Source organism: Methylobacterium sp. WL64, from assembly GCF_008039945.1.
Lineage (GTDB): Bacteria > Pseudomonadota > Alphaproteobacteria > Rhizobiales > Beijerinckiaceae > Methylobacterium.
The window spans coordinates 1-24,690 of the sequence record NZ_VRVA01000025.1 but is presented as its reverse complement, the minus strand read 5'-3'; the positions used below and the strand labels follow the sequence as shown (position 1 = coordinate 24,690).

Below are 24,690 nucleotides of genomic sequence, written 5' to 3'. Positions count from 1 at the left end.
GCTACGCCACCACGAAGCCGTGCGCGAACGGATCGCGGTCGTCGATGAAGATGGTGTTGATGCCGGTCTGGCGCGCCCAGCCCGCCACCGAGGGCACGATCGCGGGCTTGCCGGCCACCGTGGTCGCGGCCTCGACCCGGCCGCGGAACAGCGAGCCGATGATCGATTCGTGCACGAAATCGTCGCCGACCCCGAGGCGCCCCTTGGCGGCGAGCTGCGCCATGCGGGCCGAGGTGCCGGTGCCGCAGGGCGAGCGATCGATCGCCTTGTCGCCGTAGAACACGGCGTTGCGGGCCTGGGCCTCGGGGTGGCGTGGCGCGCCGGTCCACAGGATGTGGGACAGGCCCCGGATCTCCGGATGCTCGGGATGGACGAAGTCGTACGTGGCATTGAGCGCCGCGCGCAGCTTCGGCGACCGGGCGATGAGGTCCCCGGCGGTGTGATCGGCCATGTCCCGGAAGTTTTTTTGGGGCTCGACGATCGCATAGAAGTTGCCCCCGTAGGCGACGTCCACCACGATCTCGCCGACCCCATCGAGATGCGCGGTCAGCCCTTCGGCGTGCAGGAAGCCCGGCACGTTGCGCAGCCGCACCTCCTCCACGAAACGGCCCTCCTGCCGGTAGGTGATGTCCACCTTGCCGGCCGGCGCGTCGATCGAGAGCCGCCCCGGCGCGCGCGGCGTGACCAGGCCGTTCTCGATCGCCATGGTGACCGTGCCGATGGTGCCGTGGCCGCACATCGGCAGGCAGCCGCTGGTCTCGATGAACAGCACCGCGACGTCGCAATCGGGCCGCGTCGGCGGATACAGGATCGCGCCCGACATCATGTCGTGGCCGCGCGGCTCGAACATCAGCCCGGTGCGGATCCAGTCGTAGGTGCGCAGGAAATGGGCGCGCTTCTCCAGCATGGTGCCGCCTTCGAGGATCGGGCCCCCGCCCGAGACGAGGCGGACCGGGTTGCCGCAGGTATGGCCGTCGAGGCACGAGAAGGTGTGGTTGGCCATAGGCGAAGCCCTATCGGAAGCGCTGGGGCGAGAACGGCGCGAGGTCGATGGACGGCGGCGCGCCGGTGACGAGGTCGGCGACGAGGCGCGCGGTGCCCGCCGACTGGGTCAGCCCCAGATGACCGTGCCCGAAGGCGTAGACGACCCGGCGGGTGGACGCGGCCCGACCGATGGCGGGCAACGAGTCGGGCAGCGACGGTCGGAAGCCCATCCAGGGCTGGCCGCCCTCGGTTTTGAGGCCCGGCAGGAAGGTCTTGGCCTTGCGCAGCATCGCCTCCGAACGCCGGAAATCCGGCGGCCGGTCGAGGCCGCCGAGTTCCACCGCGCCGCCGACCCGGATCCCGCAGGAGAGCCGCGTCACCACGAAGCCGTGGCCCCCGAAGGTGACCTGCGTGCGCAGGTCGAGGGCGCCCTCGGGCAGGGTCGTGTTGTAGCCCCGCTCCGTCTCCAGCGGGATCCGCTCGCCCAAGGTGCGGGCAAGGCGGTGCGAGAAGGCCCCGGCCGCGACCACGACCTGCCCGGCCATGCGGGTGCCGGCGGATGTCACCACGGCGACGCCGTCGGCCGTGGGGCGCAGCGCCGTGACCTCGGCCCGCGCGATCGCGCCGCCTTCGTCCCGCAGGCGCTCGGCCAGGGCGAGCACGTAGGTTTTCGGTTCGGCGATCGAGTACCAGCCGGGGGTGAACGTCCCGTGCGTGAAGCGGGGCGCCAGGCCCGGCTGGATCGCCGCCATCGCGGCGGCGTCGAGGTGCTGGAAGGCGATGCCGTGATCGGCGCGGACGTCCCAGCCGGGGAGGGCGGCCTCGAATTCCGGCTTTCCCTCGTAGACCTGGAGGTTGCCGTCCTTGCGCAGCATCCCCCGCGTGCCGGTGGCCTCGAGGAATGGCTCCAGCGTGTCCCGCGACAGGTCCATGAGCGCGGTCTGGGCGGCGGTCGCCCGGCGGACGCGATCCGGCGCGCAGGCTCGCCAGAAGCGCAGCATCCAGGGCAGGATCCGGGGCGCGTAGGCCGGCGGCACCGAGAGCGGCCCGAGCGGATCGAGCAGCCAGCGCGGCGCCCTCCTGAGGATGCCGGGCGAGGCTAGCGGCAGGATGTCGGAGAACGCGAAGGCGCCGGCATTGCCCGCGCTCGCCCCGGCCGCCGGGCCCTCCCGATCGAGCACCGTGACCGACAGGCCGCGCGCGCGCAGGGCCAGGGCGGCGGACAGCCCGATGACGCCCGCTCCGACGACGATGACGTCCGGTGGCTCCGCGGCCGCCATCCTAGCGCGCCACCGCCCGGTGCGGACGCGTCGCGCTCCCGGACGTGACGCCCCTTGGACAGCAAGAAATGGCGTCCTTCATGCCGGTCGACAGGCCTCCGAAGATGAGCGGGCCCGGCATCGGGCCCCGCGCAGACATCCGGAACCGATGCCTCTATCGAGATGCATAGTTCCGGCGTCTGCATCCAAGCACGTTCTGGGCCGGTCGGCAAAAAGAGCCCGGACGGACTATCGCGGGCAAGCCTGACGCCCCGGAGATCTCGCCATTGCCGTCTCCGCGATCGCTTCGTCTTGCGCTCCGGTCCCGGTGCTCGCCGGCGTGGGCACCGGTCGTCCCACGTCTGGCGCGCGTGTGCCGCCTCTCCCTGCCGGGGCCGATGGTCCCCGATCGTTGCCGGATGCGGGCAAAGGCCGGCTTGCGGCCCGTCAGCCCGACCGGGCCATGCCCAAGGTGCGGATGTTCGACACGACAGGCCTCCAACTCCCGGTCAGACGCGCCTCCAGGATCGATCTGACCGTCCGGCGCGGCAGGATTGTGCAGGCCAGCAGGAACAGCACGACGGATACGCGCCTGATCGGGCTGTACCAGGTTGGGAACGATCGGATCGTGACGACGACGCCCGCCCAGGTGATGCGGCGCATCTCCAGTATGTCGCAGTAATTATTGTACCGAGCATGCATGTACATACGGGTCGGCGAGGCGATTTTCCAGGATCCATCCCTGTCGGGCAGTGCGGTTCTAAGATGTTCCAGCCGATCGACGAACCGTTTCTGGTGCTTTCTGATCAGGGCCACCGTCGGTGTCCGGTTGGTGCCGGACTTGTTCTTGTTGTGCAATCTGTAGCGGCCGAGCGGTTCGGACAGGCTCACGACGTCACCGTGGAACGGCGCGGCGAGCAGCATCACGCCGTCGACGGCCGAATCGTAATGGGCGTCCTCCAGGAGCGCGCACAGGTCCCTGCGAAACACGTTGCCCGAGGTCGGTGGCGAGATGTAGGTCCCCGCCCTCTCGATGGCCTTGACGAACGTGGCGCGCGCCCGGCCTTTCGCCAGATTCGGAAAAGACGTGCCGAGCGGCGTGCCGTTGCTGTCGATGCGAAGCAATGGGAACTGTAGCTTCGCAACGTCCGCATCGAGATGCTGGATGATCGTCTGTATCGAGCCCGGAACGAGTTCGTCGTCGGCATCCAAGAACAGGATGAACGGGGCATCCGTTTTCGACACGCCGTATCGGCAGGCGCTGACTTGACCGCCGTTCTCTTTCCTGAACGCGCGAACCTTGAACTGCTCGATTACCTCCCACGAACGATCAGTCGATCCATCATCGACGACGATGACATCGCAGTGGGTCGTGTCCTGGGAGAGTACGCTTGCGATCGCATTTCGAACGTAATCTTCATAATTATGACAATTTATTATGATCGCAAGCTTTAGTTCTTTGTCTTCCATGTTATTTTCCCACGTAGAGATTGCGCAATATTTCTTGAGGGCATCTTGAATAGGTTTTGATGTTGCTATTATTCACGTATTAAGGCTTTCGGTAAATACCCTGATCCATAAATAAGGCCGGGATTAAAATCATCGCTCGGCGATAGGCCGTCCGGATTGCAGAGATCCCTGCGTGGGACGCGATCATCACCCCGCCGCACGTCCGCAACCGGGAAGGGGGCGACTGGCAGCGCCGACGATCGGACGCTTGGCCCCCGCCCGGCACGACCGGCTCACCGACCGGGACACGGAACCCGCACCCATCGACCTGGATCGGCGGCGTCACGCCGGCCGGGGCGCGGACCGGCCGGCCGCGTCCGCCCCACGTGCGAAGGCCTTCGCGTTAAGTCAGCGTTCCGCGGCCGCAGGTCGTACACTTCGCAGTGACTGCGCGGGATCGGGCGGCCACGGCCCGAGTTAACGCGCGGTCTGACCTACGATCGGGCTGTCGGACACCCGGTGTCTTCGCTGGGACTACACCGATGCGCATACCGGTTATCAATCCGTCCCGCGCATACCGTCCCGGGATTGGACGCGGCGCGAGGAGGGACGATCGGTGGGCCTGCCCGGTGTGAAGGACGGGGAGAAATCCCGTCACATCCTCCCGACCGCCAGCACGATGATCGGAATCAGCACCACGCTGATTGGTCTGGTGAAGCTGCTGGAGCACTATTCCGGTCCCAGCCAGGTCGACGTCTACAGCGGCATCGTCGCCGTCCTGTTCCTGCTGAGCGCGATCCTGTCCTACCTGTCGACGCGGCTCGAGGCCCGGCCGCGCATCAGCCGCTTCGCCGAGCAGGTGGCGGACAACTTCTTCCTGCTCGGCCTCATGGGCATCACCGGCGTCGCCTTCCTGTTCGCCTACGAGGTGATCTGAGGCCGGTCCGTATCCCGCTCAGGGTGCGCAGGCGAGGTCGCCGCCCGGGCACTTGATCTGCGCGGTCAGGTCCTGGATGCGCTGGCGGGTCAACTCGGTCTTGCAGGTGCCGTCGAGCAGGGGCGCGATCGTTCCGTTGGAATCGGGCGCGGAGGCGTCGTAGCCGCTGCGCAGGTTGCACTCGAGGTCGCGGAAGGCGATCCAGGCCCGCTGCGCCGCCACCAGGTTGTGCCGCCCGTTGCTGTCGAGCTTGTCGCGCAGGGCGGCGTAGCGCCGGTTCAGTTCCGCATCGGCCTGCGCGAAATTCTGGGCCGCGCAGAGATTCGCCGCCGTCTGATCGGGCGCCTGCGTGCAGTCCGCCCCCACGGCGGAGCCGACGGCCGGCAGGGCGATCAGGACTCCGATGAGGACGGTTCGCAGCATGGCAGGCTCCAGGACCGAGGCGGGCTTCAGGGCTCATCATCCGTCTGCCGGGCGCGGAAGGCGTAGAAGCCGCCGTCGGCGTCGTACAGGACGTCGAAGCCGTTGAGCAGGCGCAGGCCGGTATTGACGAAGGGAAGCGGGCGCGTGGTGTTGAGGACGATGCGCTCCGGCGCCAGGGGCGGGGCGGTATCGCCGCTCGTGATCGCGTAGCCGGCCGCGTCGCCGAAGCGGAAGCGCAGCCGCGTCCCGGGGGCGAGCGCGCGGTGGCCGGCGCCATCGGTACGGAGGCTCTCAGTGACTTGCTCGGGCGGGAGCGTCAGGAACATGTCGGTCACGCCGGTATCGATCAGCGCGCGACCGCAGGCGCCCGGCTCCCGGGCATTCACCCCGATACACACCGGTACGCCGAGCCAGTCGCCCGAGACCCGCGGATGCGGATCGAGCCTCACGAAGCGGAAGCGTCCCCGGGTGTTGGCGCGTGTCAGCCCGACATGCACCCCCGACTTGGTCACGACGTAGCCGCGATGGACCGGACCGGGACCCGGCGGCTCGGCGTTGAGCAGCGGATTGGTGTCCGGCGTGCTCTGGGTCTGGCTGTCGTCCTCGCGCCCGAAGCCGATCCCCAGCATGGCCACGTGCCCGGGGGCATCCTCCGGGGTGCAGGAGCGGGCCTTCTCTGTGCAGTCGATCCGGTCGACCGCCAGCACGGGAAGCGGCCGCGTCGAGACCCTGGCGCCGTCGCGGCCCGACAGGGTCACCGGCACCGTCACCCAGCGGCCGATCATGATCCGGCCGGAACTCGTGTAGGTCAGGCGACCGGGCCGGCTCGGCAGGGCGTCGACATCCGGGATGCGCCCGGCCGACACGACGATGCCGGTGGAGCCGGTATCGACGAGCACCGGGCGGGCCTCGCCTCCGAAGGACAGGCCGAAACGCGGTGAGCGGGCGATCGCTTCGCCGGGACCGGGTGCGTTGAGGAAGGTCAGGAAGACGCCGCGCCGGTCGCTCTCGTAGTTCGGGCGCTCATCCGCCCTCGCGGCGGCAGCGCGCGCGATCAGCCCGGCTCCGAGCAGCGCCGTCCAGGCAAGCCCGCGCGTTCCGACGTGTAGCGTGTTGATGAGACGCATCGTGGGACCCGGAGATGGGAAGCCCGAGCCTAGCATCCGGTCGAACCGCCGGCACGCTGGAGTCCCTCCCGCCGATGTGGAGACGAAACGGAATCGGCCGGTACGGTGAATCTCGCCGCGCCGGACCTGCCTGACGGCGGCACGACCGGGAGAAGCGCTATCGCCGGGGGGGGCGCCCGCTCCTCCAACCCGCCCAGGAGGACCAGGATCCGGCCCAGCAGCACGCGTGTGTGCAGCGCCGCACCGGTGACGGCGCGATCGTCGGCCTGTCTGGCACAGGCCTCGTAGGCAGCCCGCAGAGCGGCAAGCTGGCGCGCACGCAGTTCGGGAACATCGGAGCCCATGGGCCACCCCCGACAGGCTCGTGTCCGCGGTACGTCCCCGCAGACAAGCCTCCTGAACCATCCATAGTCGGGGAGTTGGAAAACCGTGCTCGAACGGTCCCTACGACCTTTAGTGCCGGAACACCTGGACATACGCCGCAGGCTCCCCGACCCACGCGGTCAAGGATTCGGGTGCCATCGCGGCCAGCACCAAACCGTCGAGCAAGAGGTTTCCACGCCCCAGGGCGGCACGTACCGCCCCGGGCAGGCAGGTAACCAATTCTAGGAAGCGAATCCAGACCGATAACGCTTCCGCCCCGATGCGTTTTCGGGATGCCTGGTGGCGCATGCAGGACAGCATTTGGTAGATAAAATGCTCGAATTTGTCTTAAAAAGCATTAACCTTGTTGCTCGGCGATGTTGAACAAATGCCTTGCCTTCGACATCTGCTTCCGTCCAGCAGGTTGTCTCAGGTGTGATGAAGATGAAATCGTATTCCATCTTTCTTCGCGATCGGGCGCAGGCCGACGCGGATCATCCGCGCTTGCTCGCGTACGAGATTTCAGATCGGGATGTGGCGCAGGCGCTCGTCTCGTCGATCGCCGCGTCTCATGAGGATCACGGCTTCAATCCAGCGACGGGCGTGCATTGGTTCAGGTACGGCGGCAGCCTTCACGAGATCTACGCTTGGCCGCAACGCTGAGTGCGGGGTCGGCTCAGGTACCGCAGAACGTGCGGTATCCGACCCCGCCGCCCTCGGGTGGCTCGGCATAAGGGGCGGCCGCGGGCTGGTCCTCGTAGGGGCGCGACAGCACCGCCAGAAAGGCTTCGAAGGGAGCGAAGTCGTCACGCTCCACTGCCGCCTCGATCATCTCCTCGACCCGGTGGTTGCGCGGGATGTAGGCGGGGTTGACCTGCCGCATCGCCGCCGCGACCGCCGCAGGGCTGCGGCCGTCCTGGGCCAGGCGGGCGCGCCAGCGCGACGCCCAGTCGTCATAGGCCGTCGGATCGACGAACAGGTCGCGCGGATCGGCGCCGGCCTCCGGTCGTTCCGCGACCGCGCACAAGGCCCGGAACGTGCGGGTGAAGTCCGCCTGATTCTCTGCCATACGCTTCAGGAGGTCGCCTGCCAGCGCGGGGTCGCCGTCCCGGATGTCGGACAGGCCGAGCTTGGCATTGAGACCGCCCTGATAGGCGGCCTCGAAGCGCGGCGCGTAGCCGGCCAGCGCCGCTTCGGCCTGCGCGACCGCCTCGGTCTCGTCCGGATCGAGCAGCGGCAGCAGCGTCTCAGCCAGGCGCGTCAGGTTCCAAAGCGCGATCCGGGGCTGCTCGCCATAGGCATAGCGGCCGTTCCGGTCGATGGAGCTGAACACCGTCCGGGGATCGTAGGCGTCCAGGAAGGCGCAGGGGCCGTAATCGATGGTCTCGCCCGCCACCGACATGTTGTCGGTGTTCATCACCCCGTGGACGAAGCCAACCAAGAGCCAGCGGGCCACCAGTTCGGCTTGGCGGGCGACAACGCCTTCCAGCAGTGCCCGGTAAGGTTTCTCCGCACCGGCCGCATCGGGATAGTGCCGGGCGATCACGTGGTCGGCGAGTGCCCGCAGACCCTCGACGTCGCTCCGCGCGGCGAAGAACTGGAACGTGCCAACTCGGATATGGCTCGCCGCCACGCGGGTCAGGATTGCGCCGGGCAGGACCGTCTCGCGCGCCACCGGCTCGCCGGTCGCGACGGCGGCGAGTGCCCGGGTGGTCGGAATGCCGAGCGCCGCCATGGCTTCGCTGACGAGGTACTCGCGCAGCACGGGCCCCAGCGCTGCTCGGCCGTCGCCCCGTCGGGAGAACGGTGTCGGGCCGGAACCCTTCAACTGGATGTCGCGGCGCTGTCCCGCCCGGTCGATCACCTCGCCGAGCAGGACCGCACGGCCGTCGCCGAGCTGCGGTACGAACTGGCCGAACTGGTGCCCGGCATAGGCCGCTGCGAGCGGTGCCGCGCCCTCCGGGACACGGTTGCCCGCCAAAGCCGCGACGCCCTCGGAACCGGCCAGCCAGTCCGGATCGAGGCCGAGGTCCTGGGCCAACGCTCGGTTCAGCCGGATCAGGCGCGGTGCCGCCACCGGCGTCGGCGCGCGGGACGCATAGAAGCGCTCCGGGAGGCGGGCGTAGCTGTTGTCGAATGGGATCGGGGTCATCGACGCCATCTATGAATGCGCCCGGCGGCCAGCAAGCGCGGCCGAGGTCGGTTCTCATGGGCCGCCGTTGGTCCAAGACCGTTCGCGCGTGCCCGGTTCCGTACGTCGCAGTCGTGGCGCTGCGGATCCGGCTGGATTGCGACCGAACCGCCGGGATGCGCGTTCGCTCCAGACGCCGATCAATCCCGGCTCCGTCGTGCCCGGCCCCGTCGTGAGCCGTCGAGCGGCGTGTGGCGGGCGGGTCTCAGGACGTTTCCTCTGGACGAAAATACGCGGTGACGGCCAACCGGATGCTTGTAAGCCTTCCCCCCACGGGCGATGCCGCTGCCATGGCTGTGTGCGAACCCGTATCAATCTTGCCGAAGACCGAACCGGGGGCTGCGATGCACGTGCATGACACCGCCAACCGAGCCTGCGCGACCGATCGCGAGCCCGGTCTGGCGGTGCGAGGGGCTGCTGCAGGACCGCGCAGTTCGAGCGAGCCATGAGCGCCACGGCCGCATTTCTGCCTGGAGGCGGCGAACTGGGCGCGATCGTCCGGGCCTACGACTGGGCGACGACGCCGCTGGGTCCGATCGCCCGCTGGTCTCAGAGCCTGCGCTCCGCGGTCAGCACCGTGCTGCTGTCGCCGGTGCCGATCGTGCTGCTCTGGGGCGCGGACGGCATCATGATCTACAACGATGCCTACTCGGCTTTCGCGGGCGGCCGGCACCCGCAGCTCCTCGGCTCGAAGGTCCGCGAGGGCTGGCCTGAGGTCGCCGACTTCAACGACAACGTGATGCGGGTGGGGCTCGCCGGCGGCACGCTGTCCTACAAGGATCAGGAACTCACTCTGCACCGCTACGGCCGACCCGAGCAGGTCTGGATGAATCTCGACTACTCGCCGGTGCTCGACGAGGCCGGGCAGCCGGCCGGGGTGATCGCAGTCGTGGTCGAGACCACCGAGCGCGTGCTCGCGGAGCAGCGGCTGAAGGCGAGCCAGGCGCTGGCTCAGCTCTATGCCGACCGCATCCAGCTCGCCCTGTCGGCCGGCGCGATCATCGGCACCTGGGTGTGGGATCTGCCCGCCGACGCGTTCACCGTGGACGAGGCCTTCGCCCGCAGCTTCGGCCTCGATCCGGCCCTCGGCCGGGTCGGGCTCAGCCTCGAGCAGGTAATCGCTACGGTCCATCCCGAAGACCGGCAGGGGCTGATCGCGGCGATCAACGAGGTCATCGCCCGCGGGGGGGCGTACGCGCACCAGTACCGGGTGCGGCGCACCGACGGGAAGTACTACTGGATCGAGGCGAACGGCCGGGTCGACCGCGCTCCGGACGGGATGCCGCTGAGCTTCCCGGGGGTGCTGATCAATGTCGAGGACCGCCGGGCCATCGAGGCCGAGCGCGACCGCGCCATCATGATGCTGCGCACCCTTACCGACACGCTGGAGCAGCGTGTTGCCGAGCGGACCAGCGAACTGATGCGCGCCGAAGACGCCCTGCGTCAGTCGCAGAAGATGGAGGCGGTTGGCCAGCTCACAGGCGGTGTCGCACACGACTTCAACAACCTGCTGATGATCATCCGTTCCTCGGTGGACTTCCTGCGCCGGCCCGATCTGCCGGAGGCGCGCAAGACCCGCTACCTCGACGCGGTCTCCGACACGGTGGACCGCGCCGCCAAGCTCACCGGCCAGCTCCTCGCCTTCGCCCGGCGGCAGGCGCTCAAGCCCGAGGTGTTCCATGTCGGGCAGAAGGTCCGCGGGATCGCCGACATGCTCGACACCGTGATCGGCGCCCGCGTCCGGGTGATCGCCGAGGTCCCGGACGAGCCCTGCCATATCCGGGCCGACGTCAGCCAGTTCGAGACCGCCCTGGTGAACATGGCGGTCAACGCCCGGGACGCCATGAACGGGGAGGGCACGCTGACCCTGCGGCTCGCCGGCGGTCGGACTATGCCGGCGATCCGCGGGCATGCCGGGGCCGACACCGCCTTCGTGGCGGTGTCGCTGACCGATACCGGCTCAGGGATCTCGGGGGCCGACCTGGGTCGTCTGTTCGAGCCGTTCTTCACCACCAAGGAGGTCGGCAAGGGCACCGGCCTCGGCCTCAGCCAGGTGTTCGGATTCGCCAAGCAGTCGGGCGGCAACGTCGACGTCACCAGCGCGCCGGGGCAGGGGGCGACCTTCACCCTGTATCTCCCGCAGGTCGAGGTCGATCGCGGGATCGACGAGGCGGAGGGCGTCCCGGCGACAATCTCGCCGCTCGGCACCGGGCAGCGGGTCCTGGTGGTCGAGGACAATGTCGAGGTCGGTCAGTTCGCCACCCAGATCCTGCAGGATCTCGGCTACGAAACCGTCTGGGCGGCCAACGCCGAGGCGGCGCTCGAGCGGCTCGGCCGGGACGGCGGCGGGTTCGAGGTGGTGTTCTCGGACGTGGTCATGCCCGGGATGGGCGGCCTGGCGCTCGCCCAGGAGCTGGCGCGCCGCCTTCCGGACCTGCCGGTGCTGCTGACCTCGGGCTACAGCCACGTCCTGGCCCAGGAAGGCACCCACGGCTTCGAGTTGCTACACAAGCCCTATTCCGCCGACCAGCTCGGGCGCGTGCTGAGCCGGGTCGTCGGACGGCCGACACCAGCCTCGGTGGAGTGAAGGCGACGCCTTAAGCCGCCGGCAGGACCGCACCGGCCCCCGGGGTGCCGCAGGCGTGGCAGAACCGCTCGAAGGTGCTCTTGCGCTGCGTGCAGGCTTGGCAATCCTCGAACAGGCCGAGCCCGCAATGGGGGCAGAAATTCGTGTTCGGATCGCCGAGCGCGACCGGCCGCTCGCAGCCCGGGCAGACCTTCTTGGCAAGTCGGGCCAGAGCCTGATCGGTGGCGATCTCGGTGCGGCGCTCCTCGTTGGGCCGTGTCTCGACCAGCGCCTGACGTGCGCGGTAGGCATGCAGGGCGTTGATCGCCGCCCGACCGCCGACCAGCGTCACGACCACGCCGACACCGTACTGCACGTAGCCGCCGTAGCTCGGCATGTACGGGACCAGCTCGACGAAGAACGCGAAGGCGGCGGCGAACGCGAAGCCCCAGACGAACGGCCAGTTGCGCGTGTTCCGCCGCTTCAGCAGCAGCCATCCGGCGAGCACCAGCAGCGGCAGGGTCAGAGCGAGCCGGTAGCCGAACACCCGGAGTTCCTGGCCACGCTCCGCCGAGTCGAGCTTCTGCTGAGCCGCCGCGCGGAGCTCGCCGTCCACCCGGCTCTGGTCCTGCTCCCGCTCGGACAGCGTGCGCTGCGTTTCGGCAAGCCCGGCCAGCCGCTCCTCGATCGTCCGCTCGGCGTCCTTGAGTGCGTCGAGCTGCCGGGTGCGTGCGATGAGTCCCGGATCCTGATCGACGCGCTGGGTCGCATCCCTGGTCTTTAGCCAATTGGCGAAGGTCTCGCGGGCGCCTTCCGAGGCCGCCTGGGCGGCATCGAGGGCGAGTTGGTCCCGCTCCGTCCGGCGCCGGCTGTCGTCCATCTCGCGGCGGATTTGCTTCAGCGCGTCGGTCGAGGCCCGGGCTTGGTCGGATCCGAGGAACTGCTCGAGGGTGTAGTGCTGCTCCACCTGCGGCAGGTCGCCAACGACTAGGGAGCCCAGCCCGATCAGGAACCAGGCGAACAGCAGTGCGACGAGCCAGAGGGCGACGTTGAACCAGCGCTCGGACAATCGGGAACCAGCACGCACGCCGTCGACTCCACAGATCCCATTATCGCCCGCCGCACACGCGTCGGACCGACGACCGTGAGCCGTGCTCGACCGCTATTCGGTCGGGCACGGCTCCGGTGTCGGCAAGCTCTAGCATAGGTCGGCCTCCGCCCAACTCGGTCGGCTGACGGAGCCGACGGTCAGCGGGCCGGCGCTGTTCGCGAGGTGCCCGGCGCGGCGCGTGCCCGGCCCGGAACGAGCGATAGTCCGGCCGATATCAGCGCGAACAGGATCAGCGGCGTCAGGCTCAGAGTGAAGCTGCCGGTGGCATCCTTGATCGCGCCGATCAGGTAGGGGCCTAGGAATCCGCCGAGATTGCCCACAGCGTTGATCGCCGCGATGCTGGCAGCCGCCGCAGCCGGCGGCAGCTCCTCGGTCGCCAGGGCCCAGAACGGCCCCTTCAGCATGTAGACGCCGACCGCCGCGACGGTCAGCGCCCCGACCAGCGGCAGGATCCCATTCAGGACGGTCCCGCCCGCCAGCCCTGCGGCCAGGACCAGGAACGGGATGGTGAGGTGCCAGCGCCGCTCGCCGACCTGGTCGCTGTGCCGCCCCCACAGGATCATCGCCACGGAGGCGACGCCGTAGGGAACGCTGTTCAGCAGGCCGGTCTCGAAATTGCCCAGGCCGTAGCTCTTGACGATCTGCGGGGTCCAGAAGGTCAGGCCGTAACTGCTGGCGGTCGAGCCGAAATAGATGGCGGCGAACAGGATCAGCCGCCGATCGCGCAGCATCGTTCCAAGCGACGGCGAGGCGGCACCGCCGCTGCGCGCGGCGTTCCGGGCGGATTCTTCCTTCAGGCGTCCCTCCAGCCAGTCCCGCTCGGCCGGCGGGAGCCATTTCGCGTGGCGCGGCCCATCGGGCAGGAACCACAGCACGGCCCCGGCCATCAGGACGGCGGGCAGGCCTTCCAGGATGAACAACCACTGCCAGCCGCGCAGACCCCATCCGTTCAGGCCGAGCAGCGCCCCGGAGATCGGCGAGCCCAGGAACGACGAGATCGGGATCGAGATCATGAAGATGCCGACGATCCGAGCCCGGTACGCCGAGGGGAACCAGTAGGTTAGGTACAGGATCACGCCCGGGAAGAACCCGGCCTCGGCAACGCCCAGCAGGAAACGCAGGGCAATGAACGACCAGGGACCCTGCACCATCGCCATCGCCATGGAGATCACACCCCAGGTCGCCATGATCCGGGCGATCCAGAGCCGCGCCCCGAACCGCTCCAGCATCAGGTTGCTGGGGACCTCCATCAGGAAGTAGCCGAGGAAGAAGATCCCGGCGCCCCAGCCGAACAGCGTGGCGGTCAATCCGACATCGTGGTTCATCTGGATGGCCGCGAAGCCGACATTCACCCGGTCCAGGAAGGACACGAAGTAGGCGAGGATCAGGAACGGCACCAGCCGCCACCCGATCCGCCGCATCGCCGACCGTTCGAGTTCAGACTCAGCCATGATGATCCTCCTCGGCGGCGGCTGTCTTCGAGCAGCTCACGGGTGCAGGCGCAGGCTCCGGGCGCGCCGGTTCGGCGCTCCGGCGTCGGAGTTTTCGACATCGAAAAGGCAGGCGGCCGTGCGCATCCACTCGAACGGCGCGCCCCGGTCGTCCGGGCCGGAGTCGATCGTGGACGCCATCAGAGCGCCGCCGCAGCGCAGCGCGTGCGGATCATCTCGGGTTTCCTCGCGGCCCGTCGGTTCGATTGCCGATCTTGGTCAGCCGATCTAACGCGAAAGCCCGGTGACCGGAAGTCGTCGCCCGTTGAAGACCTCCGATTTGTCGCGGGTTTACCGGATCGCAGCCGACGCCGGGGTGCCCCGGAGCGGGCGCAACCTCACGCCGGCTTGCGTGCGCGGGCGGGCTTTGCCGCCGGAGCCTCGACCGTCTCAGCGGCCTCGGAGGCGTGCGCGGCAGGCTTCCGGCGCTTGTGGCCGAGGCCTGCGGTGCGGGCGAACTCGGCGCGCATGGCCGAGTAATTGGCAGCGGTGGCCGGGTAGTCGCGCGGCAGCCCGAAACGCTCTCGATAGGCCTCGATGGTAAGGCCATGGCCGCTCAGGTGCCGCTTCAGGGTCTTGTACGGCTTGCCGTCGATGAAACTGATCAGCGCGTCGGGGGTGATCGACTTCCGGATCTGGCCGGGCGTGGTCTTCTTGGCGTCCGGCTCGGCGGGTGTGCCGGCCTGACCAAGCCCCGTGAGGGCTTCATGGACACGCGACAGCAGGGTCGCCAGTTCGGGCATCGGGACGGAATTGTTGGATACGTATGCCGACACGATGTCGGCGGTCAGAGCAATGACATCGGTCTGATCGTCTTGCGGTAATGCGGTGTCGTCTTCCATGGGCAGCTCTCGCGAGGACAGTACGCGATGAACATCGCTGTATCTGTCAACAGTCAAGCGCTAAATCGCACAAAACAGATGACGCCGTGGGTTATCGACTGTTGTATCGAATGAATACCAACATAGATTTGCAACGGTGTAAGCGTGGGACTGCGTCCCGCTGGCTCAGGCCCAACGGCGAGGCGCGTCGAGCCGCCGGGCGCCCGCCGCGTGATGGCCCGTTCGGGATGTCTTAACGATCCTGTGGTCTCTCGAGGCGTCGCTGCGGCCTCGAGGGGTACGAAGCCGAACGACAGGCGGGCCGAGCCCTGCCCTTCATGCTCGGCCCGCGCCCTTATACCTGGCAGCGCTCAGGCGTTGGCTGCGTGCCCGATCGGCGCTGGTATCGTTCCGCGATTGACCGACGGCGCGGCGGCCGGAAGCGTCGCGCTGGATCCGTATTCGGCGCGGTAGGCGCGCTCCAGGGTCATCAGTGTACGCATCGGCGCCTCGGCTAGATCGAGCAGCCGTGCGTCTCGCCAGCGCGGCTTAGTCAGCTTCTTGCGGCTGAACCAGCGCGGCCTTTCTTCCTCGACGAGCAGAATCAGCTTGCCCGACCACGTTTTCCGAAACCAGAACCGCCCCGTGAGCTTGCCTGCGCCGAACATGGCAGCACCTCGCATGAGAGTCCGGAACGACAACGCCCCCGAAACTCGGCGGTTTCCCTGTCACCCGCTGGTGCGGGCCTGGAGGCGCCGGTCCACCCAGGATGCCAACCCGAGGCCCACAATGCCGCCCACCAGCGCCGCTGCCGCCTTCACGAGGAAGTCGTCAAACCGGCCGTGACGCGTACCCGTGAGGGACTGCCCGGCTTCCAGCCCGCCGGCCAGCAGCACGGCTCCGAGCAGGATCCACGGCCAGCGCCGCGGGTAGCCCAGGGTCAGAAGAAGGCCGGCCAACGCGTAGGCGGCCGCCCGCTCGAAGCTGGGATTGGCCGTCACCACCGGACGGAGGCCGATCGGCACCAGCGTGATGGCGACGATCGCCGCCACCAGGATCCAGGCCGCGACCCGCACGAGACCCAGTACCCACTTCTCCATCATGCGCCGCATATCCCGTAACCCTTTGCCGAGCCTCCGGCTTACAGGGCCTTAGGGTTGGAAACTGTTGCAGTTCGGCGGCCAGGACCGGGAAAGCCGATGCCGCAAGTTCAACCGACGGTCCGAGCGGCGTCGCAGGCTTGGCGCCTCATCCGAGTGGGCAGCTTCTGATCGCGAGGTGTTGCTTGTTCGTTCTAGGCACCAGGTCGTCGAATCGGGCATAGAGGCGTCATGCGCTCGCCCGTGCTCAGCCTCCTCGCGATGCTCGTCCTGATCGACGCTGGGTCGACAGCGATGGCGACGGCGACCGATCCGCGCGCGCTCGAACGGGCGTGGCATCGCTGCTTGCGGGAATCCTACGCCCATCAGCCGCCCGGTCAGAGCCGGGCTGGGGACGAACGCAACGCCCTCGACGAATGCAAGGTGCAGGAAGATGCGTTCGTGGCGTCGCTCATGGCAGCCGGGCCTGCGCAGGATGGCAGAACCGGGACCGTCTGGGCCCGGACCTGGGCGGCCTTCGTGGAGCCGCTCACCGCCTGGATCGGCGGTCTTCGGCGTTGAAACTGCGCCGATGCGTGCCGATCAGGAGGTCGACCACTCGCGCTTCACCTCGTCGGCCGGCCGGTCGAGATGGACTTTGCCGCCCTCGACGGCCCGAACGAAGTCGAGCGGGATGTAGTGGTGGAGGCCACCCGCCGCCGCGTCGCGCTTGGTCAGTTTGATCTCGCCTTTGTCGATGTGATCGACGGTTCCAACATGGGCCCCGTCCGAGCCGACGACCTCGGCGTGTTCCTGGATCTGCGCAGCGTCCACCATCTTCATCCTCCCTGTGAAGTCGTCAAACCGTGCCCTGCTCACAGCGGTTCCTGGCTGCGCCATTCCAGCTCAGGCCTGGGTTTCATGGATGCAGCGTTCGGGATGCGTGCCGCAGGGTCGCACCGTGCGGACGTGACTGAACCGGCATCTGCCCGGACCGTTGGACCGCCATGACCGAGCCAACATCCGCCTCACTGGAACAAGTTGCCGACGCCCGGCGACACGAGATGGCCACCGAACACCTGCTGTTCGGCACGATCCGCTTCCTGGCTCACCGCCACCCGGAACTGCTGGATGAGCTTGACGCCAGCTTGGCGCACCTATGGGACCGCGCGGAGGGCGAGGCGCGGGACGACGAGGCCGTGCGCAAGATCGCCAGCCGCATCATCAAGAGCCTCCGGGCGGAGAGCTAGCGACGCCGGGTCGGACGCCTATCCGTGGCCGACCCGCTAGATGCTGTCTTTTGGGGACATGTGATTGGCGTCTGTCAGCGCGTACAGCCGATGCAGATCCCGCGTGTGATCGCGTCGTTGCGCTGTTCGCCCGGGCTCCGCCGTTCGATGCTGCCGGTCTCGCTGGGTCCGAGTGCGTTCGGATTGGGCACCGTCTGCCCGGTAGCCGCGGTATGTGGGGCCTTCGCAGCCGTGGTCGGACCGCCCCCCGTCCCCGTCTGGCTAATGGATTGTGCCCAGCCTGGCTGAATGCCGACGACGAGGAAGGCGACGGTAGCGATCTTCAAGGGCGCGCGCATAATAACCTCCCGGCGCTTTGTTCTGCGTGGAACTGACGCACTTGCCGAGCGAAAGTTCCGTTGACGCGCAGATTCGGACTTTCAGCTCCAACCGTTGATGCTGCCGCATCCAGACTTCGTACGCCCCATTCAGGACTTCGCCATCCGGCGTATCGGCTAAGTCCTATTGAGGCTTGCCGGCTGCGCGGGATTACTAGTCCCTGACACGGTCGCGCTTAATGGGGCTCCAGATGAACCCGACCGTCAAGGCTGTGTTGCTGAACGAGCGGGCGACCGTCCTCTCGGCCATCGCGGCCCGTGAAGGGACCGTCTCAGACCTTCTTGTCCAGTTGAATGGCGTAGAAAATGACATCTGGCGGTTGCGTCACCGCTTGATCGACCTGGAAGCCTATCTGGTCGGCCAGCGGATCGACCTGCCGGCGGATCCGACCGACTCGGAAGCGGCTGCCCCATGCCTGGATGCAGTGGCGACCCCGGCATCAGGCCTGCCGGCTTGCAAGCCCCTCGACGATTTTGTGCGCCACAGGTCCGGCAAGCGAAAGGTCCTCGCCAGCACCGCACCGCGCCGCATCGAGGATGCGAGCCGCTCGGCCTGAGCCTTCCATGCGGATCGGCGCGGCTTGGTTGAGGCGGACCCGGGTCAGGCTTCCCGCAGGTCGGAGCCAATTACCGGAAAGCCTGACCCGGCTCATCGGCGACCGCCGCGTAGAGTCGATGCCCGTATGGGCTATCGATCGCAAGCGCGATATCCTGGTTGCCGCGATCGCCCTGGCGATCTTCGCATCAGCCGGAGGACACAGTGTCCCGGCATGGTGAGCTGTCTCGGACCAGGGCATGGCGTGAGCGCCATGTAGACCCGGCTCGCGGTCGTTCGGATCGCTGACGCGGCTTCCGCCGGGATTGCCGAGACCCCCATCCTGAGGCCTATCTGGGCCCTGCGAGGATCCGAAAGGGGTGAGGGATGGGCAACCGGGATGGTGCCGGCGCGTCGAATGCACGGATCGCCGAGGTCCAGCGCCTCGCGACCGCCCTGGCTGCCCGGGTGCGATACGCCCAGCTGGTTCAGCGGCCGATCTTCGAGGAGCAGGTCAATGCCCTGGTCGGCGCGGCGCGGCTGTTGGACGAGGAGCGGGTACCCTGGCCGCCCATGGTGGAAGAGGTGCTGATGGAGCTGGCCAAGTCGCTGGACAGCTCTGGGGATACCGACACGCCAGCGGAGCCCTGAGGCTGGGACGGCCGGTCGACCGGTCTGCGGTCAGCTGAAGTCGCCGAGCCAGCGCAGCGAGCGGCGCAGGCGTGCGGTGCCCTCCCGTGCGAACCAGAGCCCGTGCGCGAAGACAACGGCTTCGGGCTTGAGGGCCACGAGATCCGCCGCGCCCCGGGCCGCGTCGCGCCGACGCAGCTTGATCACGAGGCGCAGATAGGGCGGCGGCTTCCCCTCCGGCGCGGTCATTCCGGCCAGCCGCAGCAGCGGGCGCAGGAGCGCCGGCATCTTCGCCGGTTCCAGGTTCAGGACGAGGTCGGTGAGCACCAGCGTCCGGCTGCGCTTGTGGAAGAAGGCGACCTCGCGGAAGCCGAGGCCGCCCGGCACCACCTGCTGGCGCAGGTCCGCCTGCCACTCGGGTGGCGCAGCGTCCCCGAGCACGCGGTCGATCCGCAGGCCGGAGCGGCGAACCTGTCTGCGCTGGCGCAGGTTGGGCGCCGCCCAGGTCAGCGCCTCCGGACACTGGCTCTGCCAGTCCTTCAGGAAGGTCCAGTGCGCGATGTTCGGCGCGACGAGGTGGCGGATCGGTCCCAGCGCCTCGATCGCCCGATGCAGCGCCGCGTCGTAGCGGGTTGGCGAATGGAGCCACAGGCCACCATCGCCGAGCCGGACCACGGTCATCCGCACCGGGAGCGGGAAGCCCAGGATCCGCAACGGGCCGCTGTCGACGATCCAGACGTCCTCGGCGACCGGCTTGAGCACGTCGAGGGGTGGATAGGTTGCTTCAGGCAAGGCCTGGTTCTCTCGGCTGCCTCCGGCTGTGCGGCCGGAAAGTGAGGCAACCGCCGCGGCGCATCGGGTTTCCCGGATGGATCGCCGCAGCCCGCTGCCTCAGGTCAGGCCTGAAGATAGGTGGGCGCCGCGATGGGCCGGGCCGGGAGGGCGCGCCACAGGGCGATCCCGAGGCCCAGGAGGGTCAGGAGATCGCAGGTCAGCCCGAACACGGAGCCGACGAGGAGGTTGTGGCCGGCCCAGCACAGGGACGCGCCCAGGAACAGCAGGCGCATCGTCTGGGGCGCGGCCTGCAGGCGTGCGGCCGTCGCCAGCAGGGTGCCGATCGCCGCGCAGGCGGAGGGCGTCCCGTTCCAGGTGGCGATCGTCAGCCAGGCCGCCAGCAGGGTGGTGGCGGCGAACAGGGGATGGACCCATCCGTTCCGGTTCGGTGCGCCGAGGCAGGTCAGGGAGACCAGGCTCTGCACCACCGCGATGGCGCACATCGCGGCGCCGGTGAGCGCTCCGAGCGTCAGGTAGTGGGCGCCGAAGCAGGCGGCGCAGGCCGCCGACCCGGCAAGCATCCACGGGCGGCGCGGCATCAGGCCGGCAATGAATCCCAGGGTCAGGCCCAGGGATCCGAAGATGTCGAGATGGGTCCCGGCGAGATCATACCAGGTCAATACGGTGTCGGCGGCAATCATCGGTCGCGCTCAGCCGGCGCGGATGCGCCGTTTCCGCCGAATGCGCTAGGTTCGCATGGTAATCAGATGGTTAACGATAAATCGCCCGGTGATCACGTCCCTGCGAGGGTGGCGAAACGGCCGCACGGGCGACGCGCTCAGATCTACCGCGTACATCAAGTATTGGATCGGCAATAACCCGAGAATAACATAGGTTATCGCTCGGTTGTCCGGAGATAAATCCGGGAACAAGGCCTGAGAATTCCAGTTGCCGGGGTATTCATTCGGACGTGTCCGGGGCCGATCGAGGCCGCGGGGCGTCCGCTCCTGCCGTCCTGCGGCGACCCGACCCGACGCGCCCATGCAGCTTTCCAACCCGGATATCCGTCGCCCGATCGCCGTCCCGGCCCGGCTCCGCGCGCCCGGCGGCACCGGTCCCTTCGCGGTCCCGGCCCGCGCGCAGCGCCGGACGACGCGAAGAATCGACGAAGTCTGGGGCCACCACCCGCCCGGGTCCCGCCAGACTTCGCGTAGCCGGCAGGCGGGGTCCGGCCGATGACCCGATCCGCAGCGTTTCCCGAAAACCAGGATGCCCTGCTGGCCCTGGGGCGCACCCTGCGCGACAGCGGCTACACCTTTACGACGGTGACCCCCGCGACCCATGCCATCGTCAACGCACGGTCGTGCAACGCCGAGGCGCGCACACTGCGCGACGTGATTGGCTGGAGCCGCCCGTTCCGGCCCGAGATCCTGTCCGGAGAGATCCTGAGCCGGCTTCGGGATGCCGGGGCCGTGGTCGAGGACGGCGCGCTGCTGCGCCCGACCGTCCGGTTCTCCAGCCTCGACGGCGAATTGCTCGCGCATTCCTCCTACCCGCCGACCGCCACCGATGCCGTGTTCTTCGGGCCGGACACGATGCGCTTCGTCGCGGCGGTGGTGGCCCATGTGGAGGCACGGCCGACGCCGGTGCGCCGGGCGGTCGATCTCGGCTGCGGCTCCGGAGCCGCCGGGATCTGCATCGCCAAGCGGTCGCCCGGCGCCGAGGTGGTGCTGGTGGACATCAACCCCGCCGCGCTGCGGGCCGCCCGGGTCAACGCTCGGCTGGCCGGGACCGACGGCGTCGATGTCCGGCACAGCGACATGCTGCGCGACGTCGAGGGGACGTTCGACCTGATCGTCTCGAACCCGCCCTTCATGATCGATCCGGCGGCCCGGGCCTACCGGCATGGCGGCGGTCCGCTCGGGGCCGGCCTGCCGCTGGCGGTGGTGGAGCAGGCGATCGCGCGGCTGGCGCCGGGGGGCAGCCTGGTGCTGTTCACCGGGGCGGCGATCGTCGAGGGGGCGGACCCGTTCCGGGACGCGGTGGCCGAGGCCTGCGGCCGCGCCGGCCTGGACTGGACCTACCGCGAGTTCGATCCGGACGAGTACGGTGAGGAGTTGGCCAACCCGGAATATGCCGCCGTCGAGCGCCTCGCCTTGGTGGTGCTCACGGTGACCCAGCCAGGGACCCAGCCAGGGACCCGGTCATGAGCGAGGCCGATGGCGGGCGCGATGAGGTCCTGGACGACGAGGTCCTGAACGATGTTCTGGCCGGCCTCACGGCCGACGTGAAGACCCTGCCGGGCAAGTATCTCTGGGACGAGACCGGCTCGGACCTGTTCGACCGGATCTGCCACAGCCCCGATTACTATCCGACCCGCCAGGAGATGGCGTTGCTGCCCCGGGTCGCCGCCGAGCTGGCCGGCAAGGTCGCGCCGGGCGTGACCGTGGTGGAGTTCGGCAGCGGCGCCAGCCGCAAGATCCGCACCCTGCTCGACGCGCTGACCCGGCCGGCCGCCTACGTGGCGATCGACATCTCCGGCGAATACCTGGAGGGCGCGATCCGGCGCCTGGCCGCGGATTACCCCGACATCGCCATGGTGCCGGTCTGCGCCGACTACGCCAAGCCGGTGCCGCTCCCCGTCGCGGCGGGGCCGGGCGGCATCCTGGGCTTCTACCCGGGCACCAGCATCGGCAACTTCGCGCCCCCGGAGGCCGGCCTGTTCCTGGAGCGGGCGCGCACGACCCTCGGGCCCAGCCTGTTCCTGGTGGGCGCCGACGCCACGGTCGAGCCCGAGCACTTGCAGCGGGCCTATGCCGGCGCGGACGGTCTGATGGCGGCGTTCCACCGGAACATCCTGGTCCGGCTCAACCGCGAGCTCGGGGCCGACTTCGACCTCGACAACTTCCGGCACGGGATCACCCTGTGCCCCGATCCGCAACGGGTCGAGGCGCATCTCGAGGCGCTCCGTCCGGCCACCTATCACCTCGGCGGGCAGGCGATCGCGTTTGCCGCGGGCGAGCGCATCCGCACCGACACCTCCCACAAGTACACGTCGGCGGCCTTCCAGGCGCTGGCCCGCCGGAGCGGCTGGCAGCCGCGCGGCCTGTGGCAAGCGGAGGACGGGAGCTTCAACCTGCACCTGCTGGAGCATGCCGGCATGTGAGGCCCCGTCGAGGCCGGGCTCGTTGTCCGGCGTCGCTCGTGGAGCTTGCCCGGCGCGTCGGATGCGCGCTACGGCCGGGGCCGGTCGCTTTCCTCCCAATGAGGCGTGTGGATCCTCCTCTCACACAGGGGAGGGAGCCGCGCTTGGGGCTGGCCCTAGGTTCATCCGGCAGCGATGTGCGAATGTCGTGGCGGGCCGGGGGAGGGCACGGGTTTGCGCCGGATCGGCGTATCGTCCTGCCGCGGAAGATCGGGTTGCGGCCTAAAAATCCGTCGGCGCGACCGGCGACGTCCGGTCGAGCCCAGCCGGGGCGAGGGCGCCTCGAACCGATGGCGTCCCAACCACGGCGCGGATCGGACAGGCTTTGGACCGGAGGCGCGCCGGATCGCGCGCGGCGGGTCAGCCGCGCGAAAGACCCTGGACCCCGGCGAAAAATCTCACACCATCTGGAGCGGCCGGTGCTTGTCGTCGTCGGTATCGGTGGCCGCGCCCTTCGGCACGGTGCCGGTCTCGACCATGGCCCGCTGGTCGCGCGGTGGCGGCGGGAAATCCGTCAGGGGGCGCCAGGGCGCAGCCGGCACGCCCATCCGCACGGCGTTGGCCGAGCGGAACATCCATGCCGCGACCAGCATCCAGGGCACGACGAAAAAAACGAACGCAGTGAGTCCCACGACGATCCTCCCGGGCTAAGAGCCGTTCGCGCTCGCCGCCGAAACGAATACTGGTTCGGCATCGGCGAGCGCACTGAATCGACGGCTCTCCTACAAACGCGTGACCGGCCGGCATCGATCCGGGGGCTTCACGCCTCGTCGAAACGTGCCGGGGTGCAGAGGAGAGCCGCGTGGCGATACGCGCTGGGTGCCATGCCGAGGCGTGCGTTCAAACGGCGAGAGAAACGGGCCCGGCTGGCGAAGCCGCAGCCCAACGCCTGGGTGCCGCCGGCCGCAGGTCCGATCGTCACCGTACGGGATGCGTCTGCAAGACCAGTTGCAAGACCAGTACCGGCGGCGGTCTAAAACGGATTAAAATAACGTATGATAAGATTAAGACCGGGCTATCCTGCGATGACGGTTCCAAATCTCGAATCGTCGGCGATGTGCGCGAGGGTGTGTGCAGACAGTCCTTTCTACATGCGAAGTCAAAGAAAACACGCGGTTCAAACTGTGGTGTGAAGTCATCTCCGACCGCATGGGGCCAATTGAGCTGAGTCAGACTTGTGACCGGCCTTTCGAAGGACTGATACAGGCGGCCGATGTCGGCAGCTTGCGGATCACCCGCATTCGCGAAAGCAACGTGCGGTCGGAGATCACGCCGCAGACCCTGCGTCGGCGCGAGCGGACGGGGGCGGTGTTCGCGCTGATCCAGCTCGAAGGCCGCTCGATCAACATCCAGGACGGCCGGGAGGCCATCCAGGGGCCCGGCGAGATCGTGCTGCTGGCCGACCGGCCGAACGTGCACATCTCGGGGCCCAGCGATCAGTCCCTCGTGCTCGAGATCCCGGTCGCGCCCCTGACGCACATGCTGGGGCCGACCCAGCACCTCACCGCCCTGACGTTCGGGGGCGACGACGGCACCGGCGTGCTGGTGAAGGCCTTCTTCACCGATCTCGTCCGGGTCTACGCGGACCTCGACGCCGTGACGGCCGAACGCATGGCCGGTGTCGGCATCGACCTGATCGTGGCGAGCCTCGCCGAGCGCCTGGCCAGGGAGGTGCCGCGACCGCTCCACGGCAGCGTCGTGGTCCAGCGCGCCAAGGCCCATGTCGAGGCCAACCTGGGCGACACGACCCTCGACCCGCCCCGTCTCGCGGCCGCCGTCGGGGTCTCCTTGCGCCGTCTGCAGGAGCTGTTCCACGAGCGCGGCCAGCACATTTCCGACTGGATCTGGCAGCGCCGGCTGGACTCCGCGGCCGAGCGCCTGGCGGATCCGGGCTGCGCCCACATCGCGATCGGCAACCTCGCGTATGGCAGCGGCTTCACCAATCAGGCCCATTTCGCCCGCCGCTTCAAGGCGCGCTACGGCCTGAGCCCCAGCGCGTACCGGGCCGTTTCCGCGAAGCCGCCCCCGGGTCGATAATCCGACGCGCGCGCGCTGCCGGCTCGGGCCGTGGAGCGTGGCCGCGCGCCGTCGCGACGGGCTCCGTCCCCGTCCTGTCCCC

Annotated in this window: 27 protein-coding genes; 10 read left to right on the top strand and 17 right to left on the bottom strand. The window is 68.7% G+C overall.

Features of this window, described 5'->3' with window-relative positions:
* Window position 1 precedes the first annotated feature (1 nt).
* The 3 genes from FV242_RS13680 to FV242_RS13670 form a co-directional block, all read right to left on the bottom strand.
* A complete protein-coding gene (locus FV242_RS13680) occupies window positions 2-1,003 on the bottom strand; it encodes a 4-hydroxyproline epimerase (RefSeq protein ID WP_147908081.1) in 1,002 nt (333 codons plus the stop codon).
* 10 nt (window positions 1,004-1,013) lie between these two features.
* On the bottom strand, window positions 1,014-2,264 hold the full coding sequence (locus tag FV242_RS13675) for an FAD-binding oxidoreductase (protein WP_147939302.1): 1,251 nt from the start codon (window positions 2,262-2,264) through the stop codon (window positions 1,014-1,016).
* Window positions 2,265-2,690: 426 nt separating this feature from the next.
* A complete protein-coding gene (locus FV242_RS13670; RefSeq protein ID WP_147939301.1) occupies window positions 2,691-3,713 on the bottom strand; it encodes a glycosyltransferase family 2 protein in 1,023 nt (340 codons plus the stop codon).
* 658 nt (window positions 3,714-4,371) lie between these two features.
* On the opposite strand from FV242_RS13670, the gene FV242_RS13665 reads away from it, so the two are divergent.
* Entirely contained in the window at window positions 4,372-4,629 is a 258-nt protein-coding gene (locus FV242_RS13665) for a hypothetical protein (RefSeq protein WP_238262570.1), read from the top strand.
* An 18-nt stretch (window positions 4,630-4,647) separates the two neighbouring features.
* On the opposite strand, the gene FV242_RS13660 is transcribed toward FV242_RS13665, so the two are convergent.
* Complete coding sequence (locus FV242_RS13660) at window positions 4,648-5,052, bottom strand: lysozyme inhibitor LprI family protein (protein WP_147939299.1); 405 nt, start codon at window positions 5,050-5,052, stop codon at window positions 4,648-4,650.
* Window positions 5,053-5,078: 26 nt separating this feature from the next.
* On the bottom strand, window positions 5,079-6,179 hold the full coding sequence (locus FV242_RS13655; RefSeq protein ID WP_147939298.1) for a hypothetical protein: 1,101 nt from the start codon (window positions 6,177-6,179) through the stop codon (window positions 5,079-5,081).
* 801 nt (window positions 6,180-6,980) lie between these two features.
* On the opposite strand from FV242_RS13655, the gene FV242_RS13645 reads away from it, so the two are divergent.
* The gene (locus FV242_RS13645) at window positions 6,981-7,205 is read left to right on the top strand and encodes a hypothetical protein (RefSeq protein ID WP_147939296.1); all 225 of its coding nucleotides are present in this window, start codon (window positions 6,981-6,983) and stop codon (window positions 7,203-7,205) included.
* 13 nt (window positions 7,206-7,218) lie between these two features.
* Here FV242_RS13645 and FV242_RS13640 read toward each other — a convergent pair whose 3' ends face one another.
* Window positions 7,219-8,694, bottom strand: coding sequence for a YdiU family protein (locus FV242_RS13640; protein WP_147939295.1), 1,476 nt, complete (start codon window positions 8,692-8,694; stop codon window positions 7,219-7,221).
* 484 nt (window positions 8,695-9,178) lie between these two features.
* On the opposite strand from FV242_RS13640, the gene FV242_RS13635 reads away from it, so the two are divergent.
* Window positions 9,179-11,320 carry a PAS domain-containing protein gene (locus FV242_RS13635; RefSeq protein WP_147939294.1) on the top strand — a complete coding sequence of 714 codons (2,142 nt, stop codon included), beginning with the start codon at window positions 9,179-9,181 and terminating at the stop codon, window positions 11,318-11,320.
* 10 nt (window positions 11,321-11,330) lie between these two features.
* Here FV242_RS13635 and FV242_RS13630 read toward each other — a convergent pair whose 3' ends face one another.
* The 6 genes from FV242_RS13630 to FV242_RS13610 form a co-directional block, all read right to left on the bottom strand.
* Window positions 11,331-12,386 (bottom strand): zinc ribbon domain-containing protein, encoded by a 1,056-nt coding sequence (locus FV242_RS13630; protein ID WP_147908089.1) that lies wholly within the window; start codon window positions 12,384-12,386, stop codon window positions 11,331-11,333.
* A gap of 161 nt (window positions 12,387-12,547) precedes the next feature.
* Window positions 12,548-13,861 (bottom strand): MFS transporter, encoded by a 1,314-nt coding sequence (locus FV242_RS13625; protein ID WP_147939293.1) that lies wholly within the window; start codon window positions 13,859-13,861, stop codon window positions 12,548-12,550.
* 36 nt (window positions 13,862-13,897) lie between these two features.
* Window positions 13,898-14,041, bottom strand: coding sequence for a hypothetical protein (locus FV242_RS34535; protein WP_187278418.1), 144 nt, complete (start codon window positions 14,039-14,041; stop codon window positions 13,898-13,900).
* A 197-nt stretch (window positions 14,042-14,238) separates the two neighbouring features.
* A complete protein-coding gene (locus FV242_RS13620) occupies window positions 14,239-14,742 on the bottom strand; it encodes a MucR family transcriptional regulator (RefSeq protein WP_147908091.1) in 504 nt (167 codons plus the stop codon).
* A 350-nt stretch (window positions 14,743-15,092) separates the two neighbouring features.
* Window positions 15,093-15,389, bottom strand: coding sequence for a hypothetical protein (locus tag FV242_RS13615; protein WP_147939292.1), 297 nt, complete (start codon window positions 15,387-15,389; stop codon window positions 15,093-15,095).
* Window positions 15,390-15,449: 60 nt separating this feature from the next.
* Window positions 15,450-15,821 carry a hypothetical protein gene (locus FV242_RS13610; RefSeq protein ID WP_147939326.1) on the bottom strand — a complete coding sequence of 124 codons (372 nt, stop codon included), beginning with the start codon at window positions 15,819-15,821 and terminating at the stop codon, window positions 15,450-15,452.
* 231 nt (window positions 15,822-16,052) lie between these two features.
* Here FV242_RS13610 and FV242_RS13605 point away from each other — a divergent pair, with 231 nt between their 5' ends.
* On the top strand, window positions 16,053-16,382 hold the full coding sequence (locus FV242_RS13605) for a hypothetical protein (protein WP_147939291.1): 330 nt from the start codon (window positions 16,053-16,055) through the stop codon (window positions 16,380-16,382).
* 21 nt (window positions 16,383-16,403) lie between these two features.
* On the opposite strand, the gene FV242_RS13600 is transcribed toward FV242_RS13605, so the two are convergent.
* On the bottom strand, window positions 16,404-16,637 hold the full coding sequence (locus FV242_RS13600) for a DUF2171 domain-containing protein (RefSeq protein ID WP_092037671.1): 234 nt from the start codon (window positions 16,635-16,637) through the stop codon (window positions 16,404-16,406).
* Between the two features lie 227 nt (window positions 16,638-16,864).
* Here FV242_RS13600 and FV242_RS13595 point away from each other — a divergent pair, with 227 nt between their 5' ends.
* Entirely contained in the window at window positions 16,865-17,050 is a 186-nt protein-coding gene (locus FV242_RS13595) for a hypothetical protein (RefSeq protein ID WP_147908094.1), read from the top strand.
* Between the two features lie 74 nt (window positions 17,051-17,124).
* On the opposite strand, the gene FV242_RS13590 is transcribed toward FV242_RS13595, so the two are convergent.
* The gene (locus FV242_RS13590; protein ID WP_147939290.1) at window positions 17,125-17,388 is read right to left on the bottom strand and encodes a hypothetical protein; all 264 of its coding nucleotides are present in this window, start codon (window positions 17,386-17,388) and stop codon (window positions 17,125-17,127) included.
* Between the two features lie 230 nt (window positions 17,389-17,618).
* Here FV242_RS13590 and FV242_RS13585 point away from each other — a divergent pair, with 230 nt between their 5' ends.
* Both FV242_RS13585 and FV242_RS13580 read left to right on the top strand, forming a co-directional pair.
* Complete coding sequence (locus FV242_RS13585) at window positions 17,619-17,984, top strand: hypothetical protein (RefSeq protein WP_147939289.1); 366 nt, start codon at window positions 17,619-17,621, stop codon at window positions 17,982-17,984.
* Between the two features lie 365 nt (window positions 17,985-18,349).
* Window positions 18,350-18,613, top strand: a complete 264-nt coding sequence (locus tag FV242_RS13580; protein ID WP_147853809.1) for a hypothetical protein — start codon at window positions 18,350-18,352, stop codon at window positions 18,611-18,613.
* Window positions 18,614-18,643: 30 nt separating this feature from the next.
* On the opposite strand, the gene FV242_RS13575 is transcribed toward FV242_RS13580, so the two are convergent.
* Together FV242_RS13575 and FV242_RS13570 are read right to left on the bottom strand one after the other, a co-directional pair.
* Window positions 18,644-19,384 (bottom strand): DUF4336 domain-containing protein, encoded by a 741-nt coding sequence (locus FV242_RS13575; RefSeq protein ID WP_147939288.1) that lies wholly within the window; start codon window positions 19,382-19,384, stop codon window positions 18,644-18,646.
* A 104-nt stretch (window positions 19,385-19,488) separates the two neighbouring features.
* Entirely contained in the window at window positions 19,489-20,067 is a 579-nt protein-coding gene (locus FV242_RS13570; protein ID WP_147908098.1) for a YgjV family protein, read from the bottom strand.
* A gap of 534 nt (window positions 20,068-20,601) precedes the next feature.
* On the opposite strand from FV242_RS13570, the gene FV242_RS13565 reads away from it, so the two are divergent.
* Both FV242_RS13565 and egtD read left to right on the top strand, forming a co-directional pair.
* Window positions 20,602-21,576 carry a methyltransferase gene (locus FV242_RS13565; RefSeq protein WP_147939287.1) on the top strand — a complete coding sequence of 325 codons (975 nt, stop codon included), beginning with the start codon at window positions 20,602-20,604 and terminating at the stop codon, window positions 21,574-21,576.
* Complete coding sequence (gene egtD / locus FV242_RS13560; protein ID WP_147939286.1) at window positions 21,573-22,532, top strand: L-histidine N(alpha)-methyltransferase; 960 nt, start codon at window positions 21,573-21,575, stop codon at window positions 22,530-22,532. Before FV242_RS13565 ends, egtD begins: the two co-directional genes overlap by 4 nt.
* A 437-nt stretch (window positions 22,533-22,969) precedes the next feature.
* Here the strand turns inward: egtD and FV242_RS13555 are convergent, their stop codons facing one another.
* A complete protein-coding gene (locus FV242_RS13555) occupies window positions 22,970-23,203 on the bottom strand; it encodes a hypothetical protein (RefSeq protein ID WP_147908101.1) in 234 nt (77 codons plus the stop codon).
* 439 nt (window positions 23,204-23,642) lie between these two features.
* Between FV242_RS13555 and FV242_RS13550 the strand changes: the two genes are divergently transcribed.
* Window positions 23,643-24,608: a helix-turn-helix domain-containing protein gene (locus FV242_RS13550; RefSeq protein ID WP_147939285.1), complete on the top strand. Its 966-nt coding sequence runs from the start codon at window positions 23,643-23,645 to the stop codon at window positions 24,606-24,608.
* The last annotated feature ends 82 nt before the right edge of the window (window positions 24,609-24,690 follow it).